Genomic DNA, 21,850 nt, shown 5'->3' on the forward strand with positions numbered 1-21,850 from the left:
ATAATTTTTTAACATTTTTAAAAAAAATTTTAATGGATAAGTCACGGCTCCCATACTTTTATTCCTAGTATCAACTTATCCAATAACTCAAAAAGATAACTGGAACCGGTATAATTATGAGTAAACCAATTCAGATAGAACGCGGAATTAAATATCGTGACGCCGATAAAATGGCGCTGATCCCTGTTAAAAACGTTGTTACAGAACGTGAAGAGATTCTACGTAAGCCTGATTGGATGAAAATTAGGTTACCGGCTGACTCGACCCGTATTCAGGGGATCAAAGCCGCTATGCGCAAAAATGGCCTGCACTCTGTTTGTGAAGAGGCCTCTTGCCCTAACCTATCTGAATGTTTTAATCACGGTACAGCCACTTTTATGATCCTCGGTGCTATCTGTACACGCCGCTGCCCATTCTGTGATGTTGCCCATGGCCGCCCAAATGCCCCCGATGCTAACGAGCCAGTTAAACTTGCTCAAACCATTAAAGATATGGGGCTTCGCTATGTCGTGATCACCTCGGTGGATCGTGACGATTTACGAGACGGCGGAGCACAGCACTTTGCAGATTGTATTAGCGCTATTCGTGAAAAAAGCCCCTCGATTAAAATCGAAACATTAGTGCCAGATTTTAGAGGCAGAATGGATCGTGCTTTAGAGATCTTGACCGAAACACCACCGGATGTATTTAACCATAACCTTGAGAATGTGCCGCGTCTTTATCGTCAAGTACGTCCCGGCGCAAATTATGATTGGTCATTAAAGCTACTTGAAAGGTTCAAAGAAGCGCATCCAGACATCCCAACCAAATCAGGTTTGATGGTTGGCTTAGGTGAAACTAACGAAGAAATTATTGAAGTAATGCGCGATTTGCGCCGTCATGGCGTTACCATGCTAACGCTTGGTCAGTACCTCCAACCAAGCCGCCATCACCTTCCGGTTAAGCGCTATGTTAGCCCTGCTGAATTTGATGAAATGAAAGAAGAGGCTATGGCGATGGGCTTTACCCACGCGGCTTGTGGTCCGTTCGTACGCTCATCTTACCATGCAGACCTACAAGCCAAAGGCGAAGAAGTTAAATAGTCACGACGTTTATCACCCAGTCTATCAAGCCTCGAAAATTCGAGGCTTTTTTATTTGTGACCCCAAAATCTAAGAGGCAAATAAAACTCGCCCCAGATAAACTGGGGCGAGTTTAGAGGCTGTTCGTTTCTATTTGTTTAAATTACAGAGAGACAACGTTTACAGCAGATGGGCCTTTAGCACCTTCAGTGATTTCAAATTCAACTTTCTGACCTTCTGCTAGGGTTTTGAAACCTTCGCTCGCAATAGCAGAAAAGTGAACAAACACATCTTTGCTGCCATCTTCTGGAGTGATAAAACCGAAACCTTTAGACTCGTTGAACCACTTAACGTTACCTTTAACTTTAGACATCAAATTATTACCTTTAAATAAAAATAGACACACCATCAGTGTCAGGTTCAGTACAACAGATATACAAGTAACTTGTCTACAACCTAGATCACGAAAATTGACAAAATATATAAAAAAATATTATTTATTGGGATAAATTTCTCATTTAACATGAATTATTCTTTATAATAGTAATTAATCCCAATAATAATATTAAACTCACTGAACTAATTAGCATATTCCTTTTCATGCGCTAATAACCAATCCTTGATATCTAACCCTCCGGTATAGCCGACCAGCTTGCCGTCATGACCTAATACGCGATGGCAAGGAACAATCAACGAAATCGGATTACGTGAGTTTGCCATCCCCACCGCGCGGCAATAATTCACAGAACCGAGTTTTAAAGCCAGATCCTTATAGCTCCAACGCTCACCAAAAGGAATACTACAAAGGTGCCCCCATACTTTCTTTTGAAATTCAGTGCCTTGTGGATTTAACTTTACCGTGAATTCTTTACGTTGATGGTTAAAATATTCTGTCAGTTGTTTAACACACAACTCAGAATGCGTATTTTTCTGTTCTGGATAACTCTTTTGCTCAACAAAATAGATACTGGTTACCCCCTCGTCATCCGCCGTGATTTGTACCCACGGTTTAGGAAATTTTTCCGGTGCAGCCAAATATTGACAATACATAATATCCCCTTAAGAGAGTGCGATTATCTGATCGTATATACAGTTATAAACTGTATTATTTCTACTTGGCAATAATATTTTTTCTCAGACTTGATAACAGAACTATTCAAATCCTCAAAATTTAATTTTCCAATATAAATAACTACCTAGCCATTAATTAGAATAATTATCATTCAATATTTCCATACCACTATATATTGTGTGGTTGAAAAAAATTAGATCTATATATAGTCTTTAAATACCAATCATCACACTACTGATAGTATTCAGTACACCTAAAGGTACTTAATATGGCCATTATTACGATTTACAGTAAACCCGACTGCGTTCAATGTCATGCCACTTACCAAGCCCTAGAACGTAAAAGCATTCCATATCAGGTCATCGACCTCACTCAAGATGATGAAGCTCTACAGTTTGTTCGCAAATTGGGTTACCAGCAAGTTCCTGTTGTCGTTGCTGATCAAGAACATTGGTCCGGCTTTCGCCCTGATATGATCAGCCGCCTTTCAGCTTAGGAGCGGATTATGCAAACGGAATCACTCATCTATTTTTCGAGCCGTTCTGGCAACTGTCACCGTTTTGTTGAAAAGGTTGGGCTGCCAGCAACGCGTTTGCCTATCGGTGAACAACAAAGCAGCATCATTGCCACCACGCCATTTGTCCTGCTCCTTCCGACCTATGGGGGAGGTGGCAGCCGAGGTGCAGTTCCGAAAGAAGTGATCCGTTTTTTGAATATTGAATCAAATCGACGATTAATTCGTGGGGTTATTGCCGCTGGTAACACTAATTTTGGCGAAGCTTATGCGATTGCGGGCGATATCATCGCCACAAAGTGCCAAGTTCCCTACTTATATCGATTTGAATTATTAGGCACGGAGCGCGATGTGCAACGTGTCCGTGATGGACTAAATGCCTTTTGGCAACAAAGACATAATTAGAGCTAATTCAATGGAAAACACCAAAAACAAGACCACTGTTGATTATCATGCACTTAATGCCATGTTGAATTTGTACAACAGTGCGGGCGAGATCCAGTTTGAGAAAGATAAAGAAGCGGCTCACCACTATTTTCGCCAACATGTAAATCAAAATACTGTCTTTTTTCATGACTTAAAAGAGAAGCTCGATTTCTTAGTTAACGAAAATTATTATGAACCACAAGTCATTGAGCAATATGATTTTGCCTTTATCAAGAAGCTTTTTAAGCAAGCCTATGCACATAAATTCCGTTTTCAAACTTTTTTAGGTGCATTCAAATACTACACCAGCTACACCTTAAAAACCTTTGATGGCAAACGTTACCTTGAACGCTATGAAGATCGTGTTTGCATGGTCGCGCTAACACTCGCTCAAGGTAATCAAGCACTTGCTAGCTATTTAGTCGACGAAATTATTAGTGGACGCTTTCAACCGGCCACCCCTACTTTCCTTAACTGTGGGAAAAAACAACGCGGAGAGCTGGTTTCCTGCTTCTTACTGCGTATTGAAGACAACATGGAATCAATTGGTCGTTCCGTCAATTCAGCCCTACAGCTATCAAAACGTGGTGGTGGTGTTGCTTTTCTGATGACCAACCTGCGGGAACAAGGCGCGCCGATCAAGCTGATCGAAAACCAATCCTCTGGCGTCGTTCCGGTCATGAAAATGTTAGAGGATGCCTTTTCCTACGCAAATCAATTAGGGGCGCGACAAGGTGCAGGCGCTGTCTATCTGCATGCTCATCACCCTGACATCATGCGTTTTCTGGATACTAAGCGGGAAAATGCCGATGAAAAAATTCGCATTAAAACATTATCACTTGGTGTAGTGATCCCTGATATTACTTTCCAATTGGCGAAAGAAAACAAAGAGATGTATCTGTTTTCACCTTATGATATTGAACGTGAATATGGCGTTCCCATGTCAGAAATCAGCGTGACTGAAAAATATCATGAGATGGTCAATAATAAGGCCATAAAAAAATACAAAATCAACGCACGCGAATTCTTCCAAACCCTCGCCGAAATCCAATTTGAGTCTGGTTATCCTTATATTTTATTTGAAGATACGGCGAATCGTGCGAACCCAATAGCGGGACGCATTAATATGAGTAACTTGTGCTCAGAAATTCTGCAAGTTAATCGCCCTAGCTTCTATGAAGACGATTTAAGTTACCGCGAAGTCGGGAAAGATATCAGTTGTAACTTAGGCTCCATGAATATAGCCAAAATGATGGATGCTCCCGATTTTGCCCAATCCGTTGCCATTGCGATCAGAGCGCTAACGGCGGTCTCCGATATGAGCCATATTCGCTCAGTGCCTTCTATCGAACAAGGTAACCATCAATCCCACGCCATTGGGCTTGGGCAAATGAACTTACATGGCTATCTTGCAAGAGAGCGTATCCACTATGGTTCAGAAGAAGCGCTTGATTTCACTAATATCTATTTTTATACCATCACTTATCATGCTTTAAAAACTTCAAATCAATTGGCAATTGAACGCAAAGCCACTTTTAAAGGTTTCGAGCATTCTGAGTATGCCAATGGTCGTTATTTTGATAAATATATCAACCAAAGCTGGCTACCAAAAACACAAACCGTTCAGGAATTATTCCGACGTTCGGGCATCGAAATTCCAACTCAGGCGGATTGGCTATCATTGAAACAATCAGTGATGGAGCACGGTATTTATAACCAAAACTTACAGGCAATTCCGCCTACTGGTTCAATATCTTATATCAATAACTCAACATCGAGTATTCACCCGATAGTTGCCCGGATAGAGATCCGTAAAGAGGGGAAAATAGGTCGCGTCTACTACCCTGCCCCATTTATGAATAATGATAACCTTGAATATTATCAAGATGCTTATCAAATTGGCCCTGAAAAAATCATCGATACCTATGCCGTTGCCACACAACATGTCGACCAAGGGCTATCTCTAACCTTGTTCTTCAAAGACGATGCAACAACTCGCGATATCAACCGCGCTCAGATCTACGCGTGGCGTAAAGGTATAAAAACCTTGTATTACATTAGGCTTCGCCAAACCGCCCTAGAAGGCACAGAAATTGACGGTTGTGTTTCATGTACGCTTTAAAAGGAAAATCAGTATGACAACGCACATTTCATCTGCACCAGTTAAAGCGATCAACTGGAATCGAATCGAAGATGATAAAGATTTGGAGGTCTGGAACCGCTTAACCACCAACTTTTGGTTACCAGAGAAAATACCTCTATCAAACGATATCTCTTCATGGAATACATTAACGGCTGCCGAGCAACAGTTAACTATCCGAGTCTTTACTGGGTTAACGCTGCTCGACACAATTCAAAATACCGTTGGCGCACCGAGCCTCATGTCCGATGCCCTTACACCACATGAAGAAGCGGTATTATCAAATATCAGTTTTATGGAAGCAGTACACGCTCGCTCTTATAGTTCTATATTTTCAACGCTTTGCTCAACTAGCGATGTTGATGATGCTTATCGTTGGAGTGAAGAAAATTCTGCGCTACAAAATAAGGCAAAAATCATTATGTCTTATTACTGTGATTCACATCCATTAAAGAAAAAAGTCGCAAGTGTTTTTTTAGAATCATTTTTATTTTATTCGGGATTCTATTTACCTATGTATTGGTCCAGTCGAGGCAAGTTAACCAATACTGCTGACCTCATTCGTTTAATTATTCGTGATGAGGCAATTCACGGCTATTATATTGGTTATAAATTTCAGAAATCCTTATTAAAATATGATGAAAAAACACAGAAGGAAATTAAAGATTTTACTTTCAGTTTACTTTTTGATTTATATGAAAATGAAGTGAATTATACACAAGAATTATATGACACTGTTGGTTGGACAGAGGATGTTAAAAAGTTCCTTCATTATAATGCCAATAAGGCATTAATGAATTTAGGTTATGAAGCCCTATTTCCCGATGTGGTTACTGATGTTAGCCCAGCAATATTATCGGCACTTTCACCGGATGCAAATGAGAATCATGACTTCTTTTCGGGTTCAGGATCTTCATATGTCATTGGCAAAGCAGTAAGCACCGAAGATGATGATTGGGATTTTTAATCAATCAATTTAGTTAACCAATTGTTTTAAACATCCTAAATAAGCATATCCCGCTGAATAATAATAACTTTATTTAGCGGGATATCTTTTAGTATAAAAAACCATCATGACAACTCGAGATTTACATTTTTTACTGTTAAATAATTCATTTTTAATATGCATATCAGGCAATAATTTTTAAGAATAAATATTTTCGCTTAAAAATTAATTAATATAACTAATCAATAAGGCCTTATATTGAAATTATTTTCAATTTTATTTGCTAATTGACCTAACCGTTATAATCTCTATTCTTTTTAATTTGTTATGGTTAGTTTTCAAATGCACAATAGTAAAATAAATGTATATACAACAAAACGTTAACCTATTTATTTTGAAAATAAATCACCTTAATGTTGAATCCCATAAAAACAACACTTTCCTAATTTGTATTCTATTTTTACTCGCTATTTTTTTGATTAATACTCCTTAACCAAGGGTTGTCAGCTCAATTTATTATGCTAGGTTATATTGCTTGTTTATTTTTCTAATAATTTTAAGTGGAGCCGTTGAATTCAAATCATAATTATTAAATTCACCTTAAGCGAAATAGGAATATCTACCCTAAATATTTTCAACCAATAGTCTAAAGCTGATAATCGAGTTTTTGGCCAATTGATAAAAAGACCAGTTTCATTCGATAAGTGCTTTGAACAATTTATTAATTGAAAAATGGGTAATTACTGTATGCCAATAAAATTAGAAGTTAAAAATTTATATAAAATTTTTGGGGAACACCCTGATCAAGCCTTCAAACTTTTAGAATCAGGAATGAGCAAAGATGATATCTTTGAAAAAACAGGCCAAACGGTTGGTGTTCAAGATGCAAATTTAGCCATTAATGAGGGTGAAATCTTTGTTGTGATGGGGCTTTCGGGATCTGGGAAATCAACATTGGTACGGCTTCTCAATCGCCTAATTGAACCCACCAGCGGACAAGTGCTGATTGATGGTGAAGATATCTCGAATATTTCAGAAAAAGCGCTACGTCAGGTCAGACGCACAAAAATCAGTATGGTGTTCCAATCCTTTGCGCTCATGCCACATATGAATGTTCTCGATAACACCGCTTTTGGTATGGAACTCTCGGGGATCTCAAAAGAGCTGCGTCATCAAAAAGCAATGGATGCCCTTCGACAAGTTAACCTTGAAAAATGGGCTTACTCTTATCCTGATGAATTATCCGGCGGTATGAGGCAGCGTATTGGTCTTGCACGAGCCTTGGCAAATGATCCCGATATCTTGTTAATGGATGAAGCCTTTTCTGCGTTAGATCCCTTGATCCGAACCGAAATGCAAGATGAGTTGCTCTCTCTTCAAGGTGATAAACAACGCACCATTGTGTTTATCTCCCACGACCTTGATGAAGCCATGCGCATAGGAGACCGAATTGCCATCATGCAAGGTGGTGTCGTTGTGCAAATAGGCACTCCCGATGAGATACTCAATAATCCCGCGAATGATTACGTCAAAACCTTCTTCCGTGGTGTTGATATTAGTCAGGTCTTTAGTGCCAAAGATATTGCGCGACGAAGAGCCGATGCCCTATTGCATATTGCGCCTGGTTTTGGCCCACGTTCCGCATTGAAAGTGCTTAATGATGATGACCGATACTATGGTTATCTCATCTCTCGAGGACACACATTTGCAGGTGTCGTATCTGTTGAATCACTCGAAAAAGCGCTACAAAACAACCAAGGCATTGAATCAGCGGTGATTTCTAGCATAGAACCAATTCAGGGAGAAACCCCACTCAATGAGGTCATCTCAACCGTTGCACAAGCTCCCTGCGCCGTTCCCGTTATTAATGAAAAAAATCGCTATCTTGGTGTGATATCGAAGGGAATGCTACTACAGGCGCTGGATAAGGAGACTTCTAATGAGCAATAACACGAATGAGCGTAAAGCTGACTATCAGGATCCGTGGGCAGAAACCCAAGCAGATGAGACATCGCAACAAAATAATGCGACGGATACCACTTCAGGCAGCGACCCTTGGTCAACAAGTTCTGAAAGCCAAACATCAACAGAGAGTGATCCGTGGGGAAGTACAGCAGATACTTCAACACCGTCAGATACCGGCGGAAGCGATTGGCTGGATGCGGCTCCCACTGAGGGAATAAATACAGAACATTTTGATATTATGGATCCTTTTCAACATACTCTGATCCCACTTGACTCTTGGGTCACTCAGGCTATTGATTGGATCGTGTTGCATTTCCGTCCTGTTTTTCAGGGGATCCGAATTCCTATTGATTTTATCCTTAGCGGCTTTGAGCAGCTTTTAACCTCACTACCGTCACCGATTGCGATTATTTTATTTGCGTTGATAGCATGGCAACTGGCAGGCCGTGTCATGGGTATTGCAACATTTGTGTCGATGATTGTGATTGGTGCTATCGGGGCTTGGTCAGAAGCGATGGTAACACTCTCTCTGGTGCTAACCTCGTTACTCTTTTGCTTAATTATTGGCTTACCACTCGGCATATGGCTAGCCCGTAGTGATAAAGCCGCCAGCATTGTTAGGCCGATCCTTGATGCGATGCAAACAACACCAGCATTCGTGTATTTAGTACCGATTGTTATGCTTTTTGGTATTGGTAATGTGCCCGGTGTTGTCGTCACCATCATCTTTGCGCTACCGCCTATTATCCGTTTGACTATTTTAGGTATCAAACAAGTTCCCGCAGACTTGATTGAAGCAGCAGAATCCTTCGGCGCCAGCCCTCGTCAGCTACTCTTTAAAGTCCAACTGCCTTTGGCGATGCCAACCATTATGGCTGGTGTTAACCAAACCTTGATGTTAGCACTTTCCATGGTCGTTATCGCCTCCATGATTGCCGTCGGTGGCTTAGGTCAAATGGTATTACGTGGTATCGGTCGTCTCGATATGGGACTCGCGTCCGTTGGTGGTGTGGGCATTGTTATCCTCGCGATTGTGCTTGACCGATTAACGCAGTCACTTGGCAAAAATTCGCGTAGTAAAGTCTCAACTCGCTGGTATCAACAAGGCCCCATCGGCCTTATCACGCGCCCATTTAACCGAAAATCACATTAAGTTTTTGCTCTTCCATTCACGATAGAGCCGACAATCGGCTCTTCGCTTGCCAAGGCAAGCCAAAACGACAAACAGAGGTATCAATAATGAAAAAACCAATGATATTGGCAACTGCCCTGACAGCCTTACTTGCCGTTCCATTTGCTCATGCAGAAGATCTTCCCGGCAAAGGGGTAAAAATCACCCCGGTACAAAGTACCATCAGCGAAGAAACGTTCCAAACGCTGTTAGTGGCAAAAGCCCTTGAGAAACTCGGTTATGAAGTCGAGCCGATTAAAGAGGTCGACTACAATGTGGCTTATGCTTCCATTGCCAATGGGGATGCAACCTATTTGGCGGTAAGCTGGGTGCCATTACATGATGCACAATATAACGCGGCAGGGGGTGATAAGGTCTTTTACCGCCAAGGTGATTATGTCGTGAATGCGGCACAAGGTTATCTCATCGATAAGAAAACCGCCGAAAAATACAAAATCACCAATATTGATCAGCTAAAAGATCCAAAAATAGCCAAATTATTCGATACCGATGGTAATGGTAAAGCAGACCTAACGGGTTGTAACCCAGGCTGGGGCTGTGAAGCGGCGATTAACAACCATCTAAAAGCTTATGGTTTAGAAAAAACCGTTGAGCACAATCAAGGCAACTACGCCGCTATGATGGCAGACACCATCACTCGTTACAAAGAAGGTAAACCTATCCTGTACTACACATGGACGCCTTACTGGATCAGTGATGTGCTCAAACCAGGTCGTGATGTGGTTTGGTTAGAAGTACCGTTCTCATCAATGCCAAATGGTGACAAAACCGACACCGCATTACCGAACGGTAAAAATTACGGCTTCCCACCAAACACAATGCATATCGTCGCCAATAAAAAATGGGCCGAAAAGAACCCTGCGGCAGCTAAGTTATTCGAGATCATGAAACTCCCTATTGCAGATATCAACGCACAAAACTTGAGAATGCATAATGGAGAAGCTTCGCAATCGGATATTCGCCGTCACACCGATGCGTGGATCAAAGCCCACCAAACCACTTTTGATGGTTGGGTAGAGCAAGCACGCAAAGCTGCTGAAAAATAATATCTGCCAGTGATGAGTCTTCTAAGCCACCTTTTTAGGTGGCTTTTTTGCACGCCTCCCAACTTATAGAAATATTTTATTAATAGATAAAATGTTCCCATTCATAACTCAAAATTGTTTTATAGTAGAGGCCTTATGAATGATGAGTAGATATTGAATGAATAAGGCACCACAAGCAGAACTCACTCCGGGTTTAGTCATATTAATGGCCATCGCAACAGGCCTCGTCGTTGCTAGTAACTACTACGCGCAACCCCTTCTAGACACTATCGCCACTCAATTTAACCTGACCACAAATATGGCGGGGTTTATTGTGACTGTCGCCCAATTAGGCTATGCAGTAGGTCTACTTTTTTTAGTTCCCCTAGGTGATATCTTTGAGCGTAAAGGCCTGATATTAACAATGACATCCTTGTCAGCTATCGGCTTACTTATCACCGCGCTCTCAAATAATATCTGGCAAATTCTTGTTGGAACGGCACTCACAGGGCTATTTTCAGTTGTTGCTCAAGTGCTCATCCCAATGGCAGCCTCGCTGGCAAAACCTCATCAAAGGGGAAAATCTGTCGGTATCATCATGAGTGGATTGCTATTAGGGATCTTACTTGCTAGAACAATTTCCGGCGCCGTCGCTATGGTAGGAGGATGGCGAACCATTTATTGGGTCGCTTTTGCCCTACTTATTATCTTAATTATTGTGCTTGCGATTAAACTGCCTCGTTATCATCAAAAAGCAAACCTAAATTACTTCCAGTTGCTGTTTTCAATAGGTCGACTCTTTTTTGGAACCCCTGTGTTGGCCGTTCGTGCGCTATTGGGCGCCCTATCCTTCGCCAATTTCGCATTACTTTGGACTGCCATGGCTTTTCTACTTGCCAGCCCACCTTTTAGTTTTTCAGAAGGAACTATCGGCCTTTTTGGCTTAGTTGGTGCTGCCGGAGCATTCATGGCTTCCCAAGCCGGTCATCTCGTCGATAAAGGTAAAGGAAAACGAGTGACAACCATCGGCTTAATTTTATTGCTTCTGTCATGGATCCCAATTGGATTTGCAAAGGATTCACTGATTGCTTTTATTATTGGCGTCTTAATACTTGACCTGGCTATTCAAGCTGTCCATGTCACTAACCAAAGTACTCTATACCGTATTTTACCTGATGCGCGTAATCGTATTACCGCAGGCTATATGACGAGCTATTTTATTGGTGGTGCACTTGGCTCTTTATTATCTGGCTATGCTTACGAAAAAGCAGGTTGGGAAGGCGTTGCTATCGCTGGCGGCATATTATGTGTGATCAGTTTGATTATTTGGGCAATAGGTATTCGCTTTGACCCCACCATATACCCATCCGATGAATAAAATATACTCGCAAGGAGTGTCTTTTTTTAGGCACTCTTTATAAACCCTGCCATAAATCTATCAGAAAATATAATGCATCGGTAAAAATACTTAATTTATACTTAATATCTCATTCTCCGCTTCCTCTCTTTATAATCACAAATTTTTGCCAATGATTTTATTTTGCAATAATTACATAGGCAAAAATCATCAAATGACACAGTTAAACAAAAAATATACCTTTCTATAAAGTTATAATGTAATTTATATAAATTACTATTTCTTGTAGTTATTGTAATCAATATGTTAGTTGTCACCTAACAATACTAAGTAACAGAGGAAAGGTTTACAAATGTCATGAAATCATGACAGTAAGGAGAGTGCAGCAGTATAATTACGTGATTTTATTTTGTTTTACTCGGTTATTATCATGATGAAAAATAAAGCAAAATGATGATTTTATTATACGTAAATAATTTAAAAGGCAGAAGAGTATAATTAAGCTATACTAAATTTAGCAAATTACATTCATAAAATTTATGAATTATGTATCATTATCAAAATAAATTTGATGGTATCAATTAACTACAATTGCTAATTTTAGCTTTTGATATACCATTTAGATGGTTGATGACAGTTGTAATCTTACCAACTGAAACTAATAAGGTATCTAAATAATGGAAAGTTCATTTACTCCGACTGAAGAGTTACTTAATGCTCGCGTCGCACAGCAAAGTTCACACAGCAATCCCATTCCCTATCAGGAGATCCTCCTAACACGCCTTTGTATGCATGTTCATGGCAAGCTCCTTGAGTCTCGTAATAATATGCTCAAAGCTCAAGGGATTAATGAAACACTGTTTATGGCGTTAATGATCCTAGATACAAAAGATTCCCGCAGTATTCAACCTTCTGAGCTAAGCGCTGCTTTGGGATCCTCACGCACTAATGCAACCCGTATTGCCGATGAACTGGAAAAAAATGGTTGGATTGAACGTAAAGAAAGTCACAATGACCGTCGTTGTTTGCATCTTCACCTAACTGAAAAAGGCTCTGAATTTTTAGCAGGGTTATTGCCTCCTCAGCATGCAGCCTTAAAAGATATCTGGTCAGTATTAGATGCTGAAGAACAACAACAACTGAATAAGTTGATGCGTAAGTTGCTAATAAAGCTAGATACTGTTAAAGATTATAGTAAATAATTAACCATTGTATTTTTGTGGGTAATGTATTTGAGGCATTTATAAGCAAAAAGGCGAAAAAAGACTTTTCTGTCTGAAAGATTTCGTTATCCTTTCTAACTTGTGCTTACGATATCCCATCAAGCAAATATTTCAATTGTTGTCTTAGTTTCCAGTGGTTAATGTTAACTGCTGGGAACATTCGTGATCTAAAATGCCGATGAGCGGAGAAACACCCAATGAGTGCCCATGAGGAAATGCAACCAACCCAAAATCCACAACCAAATAAAAAAAGAAAACGCAGAAATGCTTTAATGTTTCTCACATTCCTTTTTATTGCTATTGGCGTTGGCTGGGCAATATACTGGTTCCTTGTTTTACGCCATTATGAAACGACTGATAACGCTTACGTTGCAGGTAACCAAGTTCAAATTCAATCTCAAATTTCTGGCAGTGTTATGACGGTGAATGTCGATAACACCGATTTCGTCAAAAGCGGTACAGTATTAGTAGAGCTTGACCCTCGTGATGCTCAACTTGCATTAGAAAAAGCCAAAACCACTTTAGCAAACAGCGTTCGTCAAACCCACCAGCAGATAGTGAATAGCCGCCAATATCAAGCGAATATTGATATGAAGCGCTCTGAGCTAATTAGTCTACAAAACGATTTAAAACGCCGTGAAGTCCTTGGCAGCAGTAACCTAATCGGGAAAGAAGAACTGCAACACGCTCGCGAAGCCGTTGTCAGCGCTAAAGCAGCGCTCGAAGTGGCTATTGAGCAACTCAATGCAAACAAAGCGATCATTCTAGATACTCCACTCGAAAAACAGCCGGCTGTCGAAGCTGCCGCAACAGAAGTTAGGAACACATGGTTAGCATTGCAGAGAACTAAAATTGTCAGCCCTGTGGATGGTTATGTCTCACGCCGTAGCGTACAAGTCGGCTCACAAATTACGACTTCAACACCGTTGATGGCTATCGTTCCTTCTGAAGGTATGTGGATTGATGCCAATTTCAAAGAAACCCAACTTGCCGATATGCGCATTGGACAGCCCGTTAAAGTAACGACTGATTTTTATGGTAAAAATATTGTCTTCAATGGCACCGTAGCAGGGTTAGATATGGGAACAGGTAGCGCATTTTCATTACTGCCTGCTCAAAACGCTACAGGGAATTGGATCAAAGTAGTTCAACGTTTACCCGTCCGTATCGTATTAGACCCGGCCCAATTGGAGCAATATCCATTACGTATTGGCTTATCGACAGAAGTGACGGTAGACACGCTTAATAAAGATGGCAAAGTGCTATCAAAAGGTATGCGTGAAGCGCCTGCATATCACACCTCTGCACTTGCCATAGATATGTCTCCTGCAGACAAAATAGTTACTGAGATTATTAACAATAACTCAGGCAACAAATAATCCGAGGTGTAATTGTGACAAATACACCGTTAACAGGATCAAAACTCGCGTGGATGACCATTGCTCTGTCATTGGCCACATTTATGCAAGTACTTGATTCAACAATTGCTAACGTTGCCATTCCAACGATTGCAGGTAATCTTGGCGCCTCTAACTCGCAGGGAACGTGGGTAATTACCTCTTTTGGTGTGGCAAATGCGATTTCAATTCCTATTACTGGATGGTTAGCCCGCAGGATTGGTGAAGTTAGGCTATTTTTATGGTCGACAGGCCTATTTGCACTAACTTCATGGTTATGTGGTATCTCTGGCAGCCTTGAAATGCTGATTTTATTCCGTGTGTTACAAGGGCTGGTTGCGGGGCCATTAATTCCCCTATCCCAAAGTTTATTGCTCAATAACTACCCCCCTGCCAAACGGAATATGGCCTTGGCGCTTTGGTCAATGACCATCGTTATCGCGCCAATTTGTGGGCCAATATTGGGTGGCTACATCAGTGATAATTATCATTGGGGTTGGATATTCTTTATCAACGTTCCATTTAGTATCGCAATTATCTTTGCCATTATGCAGACACTAAAAGGGCGTGAAACCAAAATTTCTATTCAACCCATTGATACTATCGGGCTAGTACTGCTAGTTATCGGTATTGGTGCCCTGCAAATCATGCTAGACCAAGGGAAAGAGCTAGATTGGTTTAATTCCACTGAAATTATTGTGCTGACCGTCATTGCTGTTGTTGCGATATCGTTCTTAATTGTTTGGGAACTCACTGACGATCACCCTGTCATTGATCTTTCGTTATTTAAGGAGCGCAACTTCACCATCGGTTGTTTATCGCTTAGTCTTGCATATATGCTCTACTTCGGAACAATCGTACTACTTCCCCAACTCCTACAGGAAGTTTATGGTTATACAGCAACCTGGGCGGGTCTTGCTTCCGCCCCAGTAGGCTTATTGCCCTTGTTGATCACACCAATTATTGGACGTTTCGGTAATCGCATTGATATGCGTTATATCGTAACCTTTAGCTTTATTGTTTATGCTGTTTGTTACTATTGGCGTGCTTATACATTTGAGCCGGATATGGGATTTGCCGCCGCAGCATGGCCACAATTTGTGCAGGGGCTAGCGATTGCCTGTTTCTTTATGCCATTGACGACCATTACTTTATCAGGGCTTCCTCCTGAAAAAATGGCCTCAGCATCAAGTTTATCTAACTTCACACGGACATTAGCGGGTGCGATTGGTACATCCATTACAACCACAATGTGGACACAACGCGAAGCGATGCACCATGAGAATCTGACGGAGTTTATTAACCCGTACAATCCAAATTCTCAACATATGTACAGTGAATTAGCCCAAATTGGTATGAATGAGCAGCAAAGTGCCGCCTATTTAGCGAAAACAATTACCGACCAAGGGCTGATCTTATCTGCAAATGAAATTTTCTGGTTATCTGCTGGGATCTTTATTTTGCTCATGGTCATTGTTTGGTTCGCCAAACCACCTTTTGGCGCAGGCTCTAAAGGTGGCGGAGCACACTAAACTCTAATTAATAAGGTCTCATAGATTCAATATGAGACCTTATTTTATTCACCAACATGACAGTATTTATACACTATAACGAGGAAAAAAATGTTGAAATCATGGATTGAAAATAGCGAGTTACTTGCCCTAATTAACTCAATCAGCGAAGGAGAAGCAGAGCAATATCGCCGTAAACTTATTACCTATGTTAATCGCTATCAAGAAGAACATTCCTTTGATATTCTTGAAGATGTTTTCACTTATATGCAGCTAAAACTTGAAGAAGATGATCTCGATTTTACTACTTTACCCCAACAAATTAGCGACGCCATTCAGGTAGGCTACTATGAATATTGTCTAAGTTTAAATGAGATTTCAGCTGCTTATAAAATTATCAGCAAGCCCACGCCTCTCACGCGTTTAGATATCAAATCTTTTATCAATCATATATTGGAAGCATTTTCCTGCAATTACCCTAAAGAAGAGTTTTTAGACCGTGAACTAAATTATCTCACTGAATTATTAAGCGAGTTCTAAATTCACAATTTCATGCTCTATACCTTGCGTATCAATCACAGAAAGTGCAAAGGCATCAAAACCGTCACATTTGACTTGCTCCCATGGCATACTCAGCCCATTCAATAGCATAACATTTCCCATTGCATCAAACTCATAGCTCTCTTTTTCATCTTCATAATCAATATTATAAAAAAAGGAGAGCTTCAAAATCGCTGGGGGAAAGTCATATTTTATTGGTGATAACTGCTCAAGAGGCTCATCATAAGGTTGATCACAAAACATCGCATCATACCCATGAATTGTGCCATCAAACAGCAAGAATGTTTGACCTGATACAGAGTGTTTAGCAATTATTATTAGGGGATGACTATCAGTTTCCATGATATAAGGCTGTGCTTCCTCATCGACAGAAACCACCTCACCCGTGAACCAAATTTCAAACGTATCCTCTGTCGATTGTGAGCCAAAATAAACCTCGGTCAATTCTCCGTTACCCTGTATTGAGCGGAAATCATGGGTTAAGTACGACGGAATTTTCATTCCTATCTCTCCATCAAATAATGTTGTACGCACATTGCTTAGAGCCTAATAATAAAAAAACTGCATATTAATTGGCGATAATTTCACCTTTCATATGCAGTTTTATTTATTAATTAAAATAACTAGTTAGCTTTATTCTGTTGCCACCATTGTGCCAACATAATCCCCGTCGCAACGGAAACATTGAGGCTCTCAACTTTACCTGTACCACCAATATACAGGCTCATATCCCCCTCGTTCCATACGCTGTCGCTCAAGCCATCACGCTCTTGGCCTAAGACTAACACCATTTTTGCAGGCAACTTAGCCTTCGCAATATCTTGGCTACCTTTATGGCTTGATGTCGTTACAATCGTATAACCAGCTTGGCGGAATTGGCTTAACGTGTTACTCAGACCATCAGCATCAATCGCTTTGATATGTTCAGCGCCACCTTCAGCCGTTCGAATCGCAGCACCAGACTCCACAACGCCCGCATCTTGTAAAATCACACCTTGCACGCCAAAGTGCGCACAACTACGCATGATGCCACCTAAGTTATGTGGATTACCGACATCTTCTAACGCCAAAACACAATCTTTTGCGGGTGCTTGTTGCAGATAAGTTTCCACACTCATACCACCGCGTTTTTTAATCAGAAAACAGACGCCGCCGTGGTGCTCTGTTCCAGATGCTTTCGTTAATTCTTCATCATCAACCACATGGTATGCCTTACGGTTAGCAGCCATCCACTTTAGCGCATCACGAAAACGAGGTGTGACTGATTGTAGGAACCATGCACGAACAATCGCTTCTGGGCGATTTTTAAACATCGCCTGACACGCATTTTCACCATAAATACGCGTTTCTTCTAAACGCTGTTTACGCAATTGCTCAGGGTCAATCTGGCTTTTACCGGCAATCCCACCATGATCATGGATTAACTCATCACTATTTGGCTTCGATACGGTGCGCCAAGCGGAGTGCTCACGAGGTGGTTGGCTTTTTCTATCATCAAAACGACCTGAACGCTCATTGCGACGTCCGCCGCCACCTCTTCTATCATTCGTGCGCTTATTATCTTGTTGACGCTTGCCTTTGCTATGACCATCATCTTGGCCTTCGCTACGGACATACATCACTTTTACTTTACCATTCTTACCATTAAAATCATTCGAGTCGTTCATTGCTATCCCCTACAAAGCTATGGCGCGAAGGTTACATGATGTTGCCGAGCTACGCCACTGATTCACGCTATTATTGCATCTAAAAGATGCCGAATATACTTCTATCGTCATTTAACGGATTTACGTACAATACGCGCTTTGTTTTATCAAAACCGTACAATATCAAAAGCTGCACCCAACATGACTAAAAATGCCGTTTATACATTACGCCAAGAACGCCTGACCGCCTCAACGAAACCCTTTAAAGCACGAGGGTGTCGCGTTAAACGCTGTCATTATTGCCTACTTCCCGTTCCACAATGCCTGTGCCAAGAAATTGTTCCGGTCCACGCTAAGAGCCAATTCTGTTTAATCATGTATGAGGGAGAGGTCTTTAAACCAAGTAATACAGGAAAACTGATCGCAGATATTTTACCGAATACGCTGGCTTTCCAGTGGTCAAGAACCGATCCAGACCCACAACTCCTTGCTGCGATTCAAGACCCAACACGGCAGCCTTATATTATTTTCCCTGAAAGTTATGCTCAAAGTGGAAGAACGGTAGTCAACCAGCCAACCGTTTCAGATAAACCTGCATTATTTATTTTATTAGACGGTACATGGCCAGAAGCACGCAAAATGTTCCGTAAAAGCCCTTATCTTGACCAGATCCCTGTATTATCAATCAATACAAAAGCACGAACAGATTATTTATTGCGTACCCCTTCAAAAGAGGATCAACACTGCACAGCAGAAGTTGCAGCAACACTCCTTGAGCTAGCAGGAGATACTTCCGCTTCTAAACAGCTCTTCAACCATTTTAACCTATTTAGAGACAAATACTTGGAAGGCAAGCCGCATCATCCACTCGCACAAATGCGCCAAGCAGAAAAGCAGCTAACTCAAAGTGAGTAGAAAAAATAAGCAATTGTTTATCTACAAAGATGAACGTCATGCAACTTTAGGATAGTTAGCAGTTTAAAACGTGAACATCATTAGATAATTCCATTAAATAAACAGGATAAACTAGCACTAATTATCAGATACGGCATAGTATTACTTGGCTTCTCAATATTCTTTGAACGGTGTTTTCGCTCACTAAAGCAAAAGGTTATCTGCCATGGGTTTACTGAGTCAGTTAGAATCGTTATTTAGACCAAAATCGATCGCTGTGATTGGTGCTTCTGAAAATCCGAATCGTGCAGGTTCGGTAATGATGAAAAACTTATTAACTAATGGTTTTAAGGGGCCTATTCTCCCTGTCAACCCTAACCGAAGCTCTATTCTTGGCGTGCTGGCTTACCCATCCATCGATAAGTTGCCTTTAAAACCAGATCTTGCGGTCATCTGTACTCACCATTCGAAAAACCCTGAATGTTTAAAACAGCTCGGTGAATATGGCTGTAATGTGGTTATTATTTTATCATCTCCTTCAATTCAATTCGCTGAACTCAAGAAAATCGCCCAGCAATATCAAATAAGGCTACTCGGTCCAAATAGCCTCGGTATACTGGCTCCATGGCAAGGGCTTAATGCGAGTTTTTCACCGATCCCAATCCTAAAAGGGAAATTAGCCTTTATCTCTCAATCCGCCGCTGTTTCTAATACCGTACTGGATTGGGCGCGTCACCGAGATATTGGCTTTTCTTACTTTATCGCCTTGGGTGATAGCATTGATATCGATATTGATGATTTACTGGATTATCTGGCTCGCGACAGTAAAACGAGTGCTATTTTGCTCTATCTTGAAAATATTAGCGATGCACGTCGTTTTCTTTCCGCCTCACGTAGCGCATCACGGAATAAGCCAATTCTAGTAATAAAAAGCGGTCGTACCCGAAAAGCTCAACAACTACTCGGTGAAAAACCAAGTCTTGATGCGGCATACGATGCTGCCATCCAGCGTGCAGGGCTGCTTCGAGTACAAGATACTCATGAAATGTTTTCTGCGGTTGAAACCCTAAGCTATATGACGCCTCTACGGGGAGAACGACTATCTATCATTAGTAATGGTGCTGCCCCTGCGGCAATGGCTTTAGATGAGCTACTGCAACGAAACGGTAAGCTCGCTACCTTAAGTCAAGAAACAGAAAATGAACTTAGTTCACTCCTTCCCCTTGACCTCTCAACCCAAAATCCTATCGACCTAGGTGATGATGCCACCGTTGATCGCTATATTAACGTATTGAACAAAATGCTCGATAGCCATGACCATGATGCACTGTTATTGATCTATACACCTAGCGCCATAACAGAAAGCAAGACAATGGCAGAAAAAGTCATCAAAACCATTAAGCAGCATCCAAGAGGTAAGTGGTTAACCATACTAACTAACTGGTGTGGCGAATACTCATCACAAACCTCACGTCGGCTCTTTAGTGAAGCAGGGATACCAACATATCGTACACCTGAAGGCGCGATAACCGCATACATGCATATGGTCGAGTACCGACGCAACCAAAAACAGTTAAAAGAAACGCCAGCACTCCCAATTGGTATCACAGCCAACACTCAGCAAGCACATGAATATATTCAACAGGCTCTACAAAATAACAACTTACACTTAGACACACATGAAGTTCAGCCTATTTTACAGGCTTATGGTTTAAACAGCCTACCGACTTGGATAGCTCATTCTAGTGATGAGGCAATTGAAATTGCAGAAAAAATTGGCTACCCCGTCGCATTAAAATTACGTTCACCAGATATTGTGCATAAATCAGAAGTACAAGGGGTAATGCTCTACTTACGTAATGCTAAAGAAGTGGGAGATGCTGCTAAAGCCATTATGGAGCGTGTATCCACCAATTTCCCCAATGCACGTATCGAAGGTTTACTGGTGCAAAGTATGGCGAACCGTGCTGGCGCCCAAGAGTTGCGTATTGCCGTTGAACTTGATCCCGTCTTCGGCCCATTAATTATGCTAGGGGAAGGCGGTATTGAATGGCAACAAGAGAGCCAAGCTGCGGTCGCTTTACCACCATTGAATTTGGCCCTAGCGCGATACTTAGTTATTCAAGCCATTAAAGGCTATAAAATCAAAGCGCGCAGTGCACTGGCACCACTCAATATCCCAGGGCTGGCGAGTTTGCTGGTGAGGGTTTCAAACCTAATTATTGATTGCCCAAATATTGCACGACTAGATATTCATCCGTTACTCGCCTCTGGAGATGAATTCACTTTACTTGATGTCTCAATGACATTAATTCCAGAGCAAGAGAACCAAAAATCAAGGTTAGCGATCCGCCCTTATCCAAGCGAACTAGAAGAAACTATCTCACTCAAAGATGATCTCACTTGTTTGCTAAGACCAATATTGCCGGAAGATGAACCACTATTAAAATCATTTATTGAGCAAGTGACTAAAGAGGATCTTTATTATCGTTATTTTAGTGAAATCAGTGAGTTTACGCATGATGATCTCGCCAATATGACGCAAATTGATTATGACCGCGAAATGGCATTCGTGGCTGTTAGGGATCCTGATTCAAACCCTGAAATTATAGGGGTGACTCGCGCAATGGCAGATCCTGATAACCAAGAGGCAGAATTTGCGGTTCTCGTCAGATCGGATATGAAAGGGCTAACTCTTGGCTATCAATTAATGACTAAATTACTGAGCTACACCCGTTCACATGGTATAAAAAAATTGACAGCAATCACGATGCCCGAAAACCGTAATATGATCAGCCTAGCGAAAAAGTTAGGTTTCGAGATTGACGTTCAATTTGAAGATGGGGTTGTAAACTTAACATTACATTTATAACCCGTAGCCTAAATAAACCTGTACAACAATTAAACAAGTTTTTAATTT

General features: G+C 41.1%; 19 protein-coding genes. 15 read left to right on the forward strand and 4 right to left on the reverse strand.

Features of this window, described 5'->3' with window-relative positions; genetic code table 11:
* The first annotated feature begins 116 nt into the window (after positions 1-116).
* Positions 117-1,082, forward strand: a complete 966-nt coding sequence (gene lipA / locus I3B46_RS16760) for a lipoyl synthase (protein WP_004917612.1) — start codon at positions 117-119, stop codon at positions 1,080-1,082.
* 142 nt (positions 1,083-1,224) lie between these two features.
* Here lipA and cspE read toward each other — a convergent pair whose 3' ends face one another.
* Both cspE and I3B46_RS16770 read right to left on the reverse strand, forming a co-directional pair.
* Positions 1,225-1,434, reverse strand: coding sequence for a transcription antiterminator/RNA stability regulator CspE (gene cspE, locus I3B46_RS16765; protein WP_014657708.1), 210 nt, complete (start codon positions 1,432-1,434; stop codon positions 1,225-1,227).
* 206 nt (positions 1,435-1,640) lie between these two features.
* Complete coding sequence (locus I3B46_RS16770; RefSeq protein ID WP_004917609.1) at positions 1,641-2,111, reverse strand: methylated-DNA--[protein]-cysteine S-methyltransferase; 471 nt, start codon at positions 2,109-2,111, stop codon at positions 1,641-1,643.
* A gap of 290 nt (positions 2,112-2,401) precedes the next feature.
* On the opposite strand from I3B46_RS16770, the gene nrdH reads away from it, so the two are divergent.
* The 12 genes from nrdH (at position 2,402) to I3B46_RS16830 (ending at position 16,369) form a co-directional block, all read left to right on the forward strand.
* Entirely contained in the window at positions 2,402-2,629 is a 228-nt protein-coding gene (nrdH, locus tag I3B46_RS16775; protein WP_014657707.1) for a glutaredoxin-like protein NrdH, read from the forward strand.
* Positions 2,630-2,638: 9 nt separating this feature from the next.
* Complete coding sequence (nrdI, locus tag I3B46_RS16780; protein ID WP_004917606.1) at positions 2,639-3,052, forward strand: class Ib ribonucleoside-diphosphate reductase assembly flavoprotein NrdI; 414 nt, start codon at positions 2,639-2,641, stop codon at positions 3,050-3,052.
* A gap of 10 nt (positions 3,053-3,062) precedes the next feature.
* Positions 3,063-5,195, forward strand: a complete 2,133-nt coding sequence (nrdE, locus tag I3B46_RS16785) for a class 1b ribonucleoside-diphosphate reductase subunit alpha (RefSeq protein ID WP_071599640.1) — start codon at positions 3,063-3,065, stop codon at positions 5,193-5,195.
* A 13-nt stretch (positions 5,196-5,208) separates the two neighbouring features.
* Positions 5,209-6,180: a class 1b ribonucleoside-diphosphate reductase subunit beta gene (nrdF, locus tag I3B46_RS16790; RefSeq protein WP_004917602.1), complete on the forward strand. Its 972-nt coding sequence runs from the start codon at positions 5,209-5,211 to the stop codon at positions 6,178-6,180.
* A gap of 726 nt (positions 6,181-6,906) precedes the next feature.
* Positions 6,907-8,109: a glycine betaine/L-proline ABC transporter ATP-binding protein ProV gene (gene proV / locus I3B46_RS16795; RefSeq protein WP_061064333.1), complete on the forward strand. Its 1,203-nt coding sequence runs from the start codon at positions 6,907-6,909 to the stop codon at positions 8,107-8,109.
* Positions 8,099-9,277, forward strand: a complete 1,179-nt coding sequence (gene proW, locus I3B46_RS16800; RefSeq protein WP_004917597.1) for a glycine betaine/L-proline ABC transporter permease ProW — start codon at positions 8,099-8,101, stop codon at positions 9,275-9,277. Before proV ends, proW begins: the two co-directional genes overlap by 11 nt.
* Positions 9,278-9,363: 86 nt before the next feature.
* Complete coding sequence (gene proX, locus I3B46_RS16805) at positions 9,364-10,362, forward strand: glycine betaine/L-proline ABC transporter substrate-binding protein ProX (RefSeq protein WP_004917594.1); 999 nt, start codon at positions 9,364-9,366, stop codon at positions 10,360-10,362.
* A gap of 157 nt (positions 10,363-10,519) precedes the next feature.
* Positions 10,520-11,719, forward strand: a complete 1,200-nt coding sequence (locus I3B46_RS16810) for an MFS transporter (RefSeq protein WP_004917593.1) — start codon at positions 10,520-10,522, stop codon at positions 11,717-11,719.
* A 656-nt stretch (positions 11,720-12,375) separates the two neighbouring features.
* A complete protein-coding gene (gene mprA / locus I3B46_RS16815) occupies positions 12,376-12,900 on the forward strand; it encodes a transcriptional repressor MprA (protein ID WP_004917591.1) in 525 nt (174 codons plus the stop codon).
* A 218-nt stretch (positions 12,901-13,118) separates the two neighbouring features.
* Positions 13,119-14,300: a multidrug efflux MFS transporter periplasmic adaptor subunit EmrA gene (emrA, locus tag I3B46_RS16820; RefSeq protein ID WP_004917588.1), complete on the forward strand. Its 1,182-nt coding sequence runs from the start codon at positions 13,119-13,121 to the stop codon at positions 14,298-14,300.
* A gap of 14 nt (positions 14,301-14,314) precedes the next feature.
* Positions 14,315-15,850 (forward strand): multidrug efflux MFS transporter permease subunit EmrB, encoded by a 1,536-nt coding sequence (gene emrB / locus I3B46_RS16825; protein WP_036943452.1) that lies wholly within the window; start codon positions 14,315-14,317, stop codon positions 15,848-15,850.
* A gap of 90 nt (positions 15,851-15,940) precedes the next feature.
* Positions 15,941-16,369 carry a hypothetical protein gene (locus I3B46_RS16830; protein WP_004917584.1) on the forward strand — a complete coding sequence of 143 codons (429 nt, stop codon included), beginning with the start codon at positions 15,941-15,943 and terminating at the stop codon, positions 16,367-16,369.
* On the opposite strand, the gene I3B46_RS16835 is transcribed toward I3B46_RS16830, so the two are convergent.
* Together I3B46_RS16835 and I3B46_RS16840 are read right to left on the reverse strand one after the other, a co-directional pair.
* Positions 16,355-16,891 (reverse strand): hypothetical protein, encoded by a 537-nt coding sequence (locus I3B46_RS16835; RefSeq protein ID WP_014657700.1) that lies wholly within the window; start codon positions 16,889-16,891, stop codon positions 16,355-16,357. The genes I3B46_RS16830 and I3B46_RS16835 overlap by 15 nt on opposite strands.
* A gap of 122 nt (positions 16,892-17,013) precedes the next feature.
* Complete coding sequence (locus tag I3B46_RS16840; RefSeq protein ID WP_072502896.1) at positions 17,014-18,057, reverse strand: tRNA/rRNA methyltransferase; 1,044 nt, start codon at positions 18,055-18,057, stop codon at positions 17,014-17,016.
* A 180-nt stretch (positions 18,058-18,237) separates the two neighbouring features.
* Between I3B46_RS16840 and I3B46_RS16845 the strand changes: the two genes are divergently transcribed.
* Both I3B46_RS16845 and I3B46_RS16850 read left to right on the forward strand, forming a co-directional pair.
* A complete protein-coding gene (locus tag I3B46_RS16845) occupies positions 18,238-18,951 on the forward strand; it encodes a tRNA-uridine aminocarboxypropyltransferase (protein WP_014657699.1) in 714 nt (237 codons plus the stop codon).
* 205 nt (positions 18,952-19,156) lie between these two features.
* Complete coding sequence (locus I3B46_RS16850; protein WP_014657698.1) at positions 19,157-21,802, forward strand: bifunctional acetate--CoA ligase family protein/GNAT family N-acetyltransferase; 2,646 nt, start codon at positions 19,157-19,159, stop codon at positions 21,800-21,802.
* The last annotated feature ends 48 nt before the right edge of the window (positions 21,803-21,850 follow it).

This window comes from Providencia sp. 2.29 (assembly GCF_015832305.1).
Taxonomy (GTDB): domain Bacteria; phylum Pseudomonadota; class Gammaproteobacteria; order Enterobacterales; family Enterobacteriaceae; genus Providencia; species Providencia stuartii.

What these genes read in the sequence shown, in the direction of transcription:
- emrA (WP_004917588.1), top strand. Translation starts at nt 13,119, where the DNA reads ATGAGTGCCCATGAGGAAATGCAACCAACCCAAAATCCACAACCAAAT.
- I3B46_RS16830 (WP_004917584.1), top strand. Translation starts at nt 15,941, where the DNA reads ATGTTGAAATCATGGATTGAAAATAGCGAGTTACTTGCCCTAATTAAC.
- mprA (WP_004917591.1), top strand. Translation starts at nt 12,376, where the DNA reads ATGGAAAGTTCATTTACTCCGACTGAAGAGTTACTTAATGCTCGCGTC.
- I3B46_RS16845 (WP_014657699.1), top strand. Translation starts at nt 18,238, where the DNA reads ATGACTAAAAATGCCGTTTATACATTACGCCAAGAACGCCTGACCGCC.
- nrdH (WP_014657707.1), top strand. Translation starts at nt 2,402, where the DNA reads ATGGCCATTATTACGATTTACAGTAAACCCGACTGCGTTCAATGTCAT.
- I3B46_RS16840 (WP_072502896.1), bottom strand. Translation starts at nt 18,057, where the DNA reads ATGAACGACTCGAATGATTTTAATGGTAAGAATGGTAAAGTAAAAGTG.
- nrdF (WP_004917602.1), top strand. Translation starts at nt 5,209, where the DNA reads ATGACAACGCACATTTCATCTGCACCAGTTAAAGCGATCAACTGGAAT.
- nrdE (WP_071599640.1), top strand. Translation starts at nt 3,063, where the DNA reads ATGGAAAACACCAAAAACAAGACCACTGTTGATTATCATGCACTTAAT.
- lipA (WP_004917612.1), top strand. Translation starts at nt 117, where the DNA reads ATGAGTAAACCAATTCAGATAGAACGCGGAATTAAATATCGTGACGCC.
- I3B46_RS16835 (WP_014657700.1), bottom strand. Translation starts at nt 16,891, where the DNA reads ATGAAAATTCCGTCGTACTTAACCCATGATTTCCGCTCAATACAGGGT.
- proV (WP_061064333.1), top strand. Translation starts at nt 6,907, where the DNA reads ATGCCAATAAAATTAGAAGTTAAAAATTTATATAAAATTTTTGGGGAA.
- I3B46_RS16850 (WP_014657698.1), top strand. Translation starts at nt 19,157, where the DNA reads ATGGGTTTACTGAGTCAGTTAGAATCGTTATTTAGACCAAAATCGATC.
- I3B46_RS16770 (WP_004917609.1), bottom strand. Translation starts at nt 2,111, where the DNA reads ATGTATTGTCAATATTTGGCTGCACCGGAAAAATTTCCTAAACCGTGG.
- I3B46_RS16810 (WP_004917593.1), top strand. Translation starts at nt 10,520, where the DNA reads ATGAATAAGGCACCACAAGCAGAACTCACTCCGGGTTTAGTCATATTA.
- nrdI (WP_004917606.1), top strand. Translation starts at nt 2,639, where the DNA reads ATGCAAACGGAATCACTCATCTATTTTTCGAGCCGTTCTGGCAACTGT.
- cspE (WP_014657708.1), bottom strand. Translation starts at nt 1,434, where the DNA reads ATGTCTAAAGTTAAAGGTAACGTTAAGTGGTTCAACGAGTCTAAAGGT.
- proX (WP_004917594.1), top strand. Translation starts at nt 9,364, where the DNA reads ATGAAAAAACCAATGATATTGGCAACTGCCCTGACAGCCTTACTTGCC.
- proW (WP_004917597.1), top strand. Translation starts at nt 8,099, where the DNA reads ATGAGCAATAACACGAATGAGCGTAAAGCTGACTATCAGGATCCGTGG.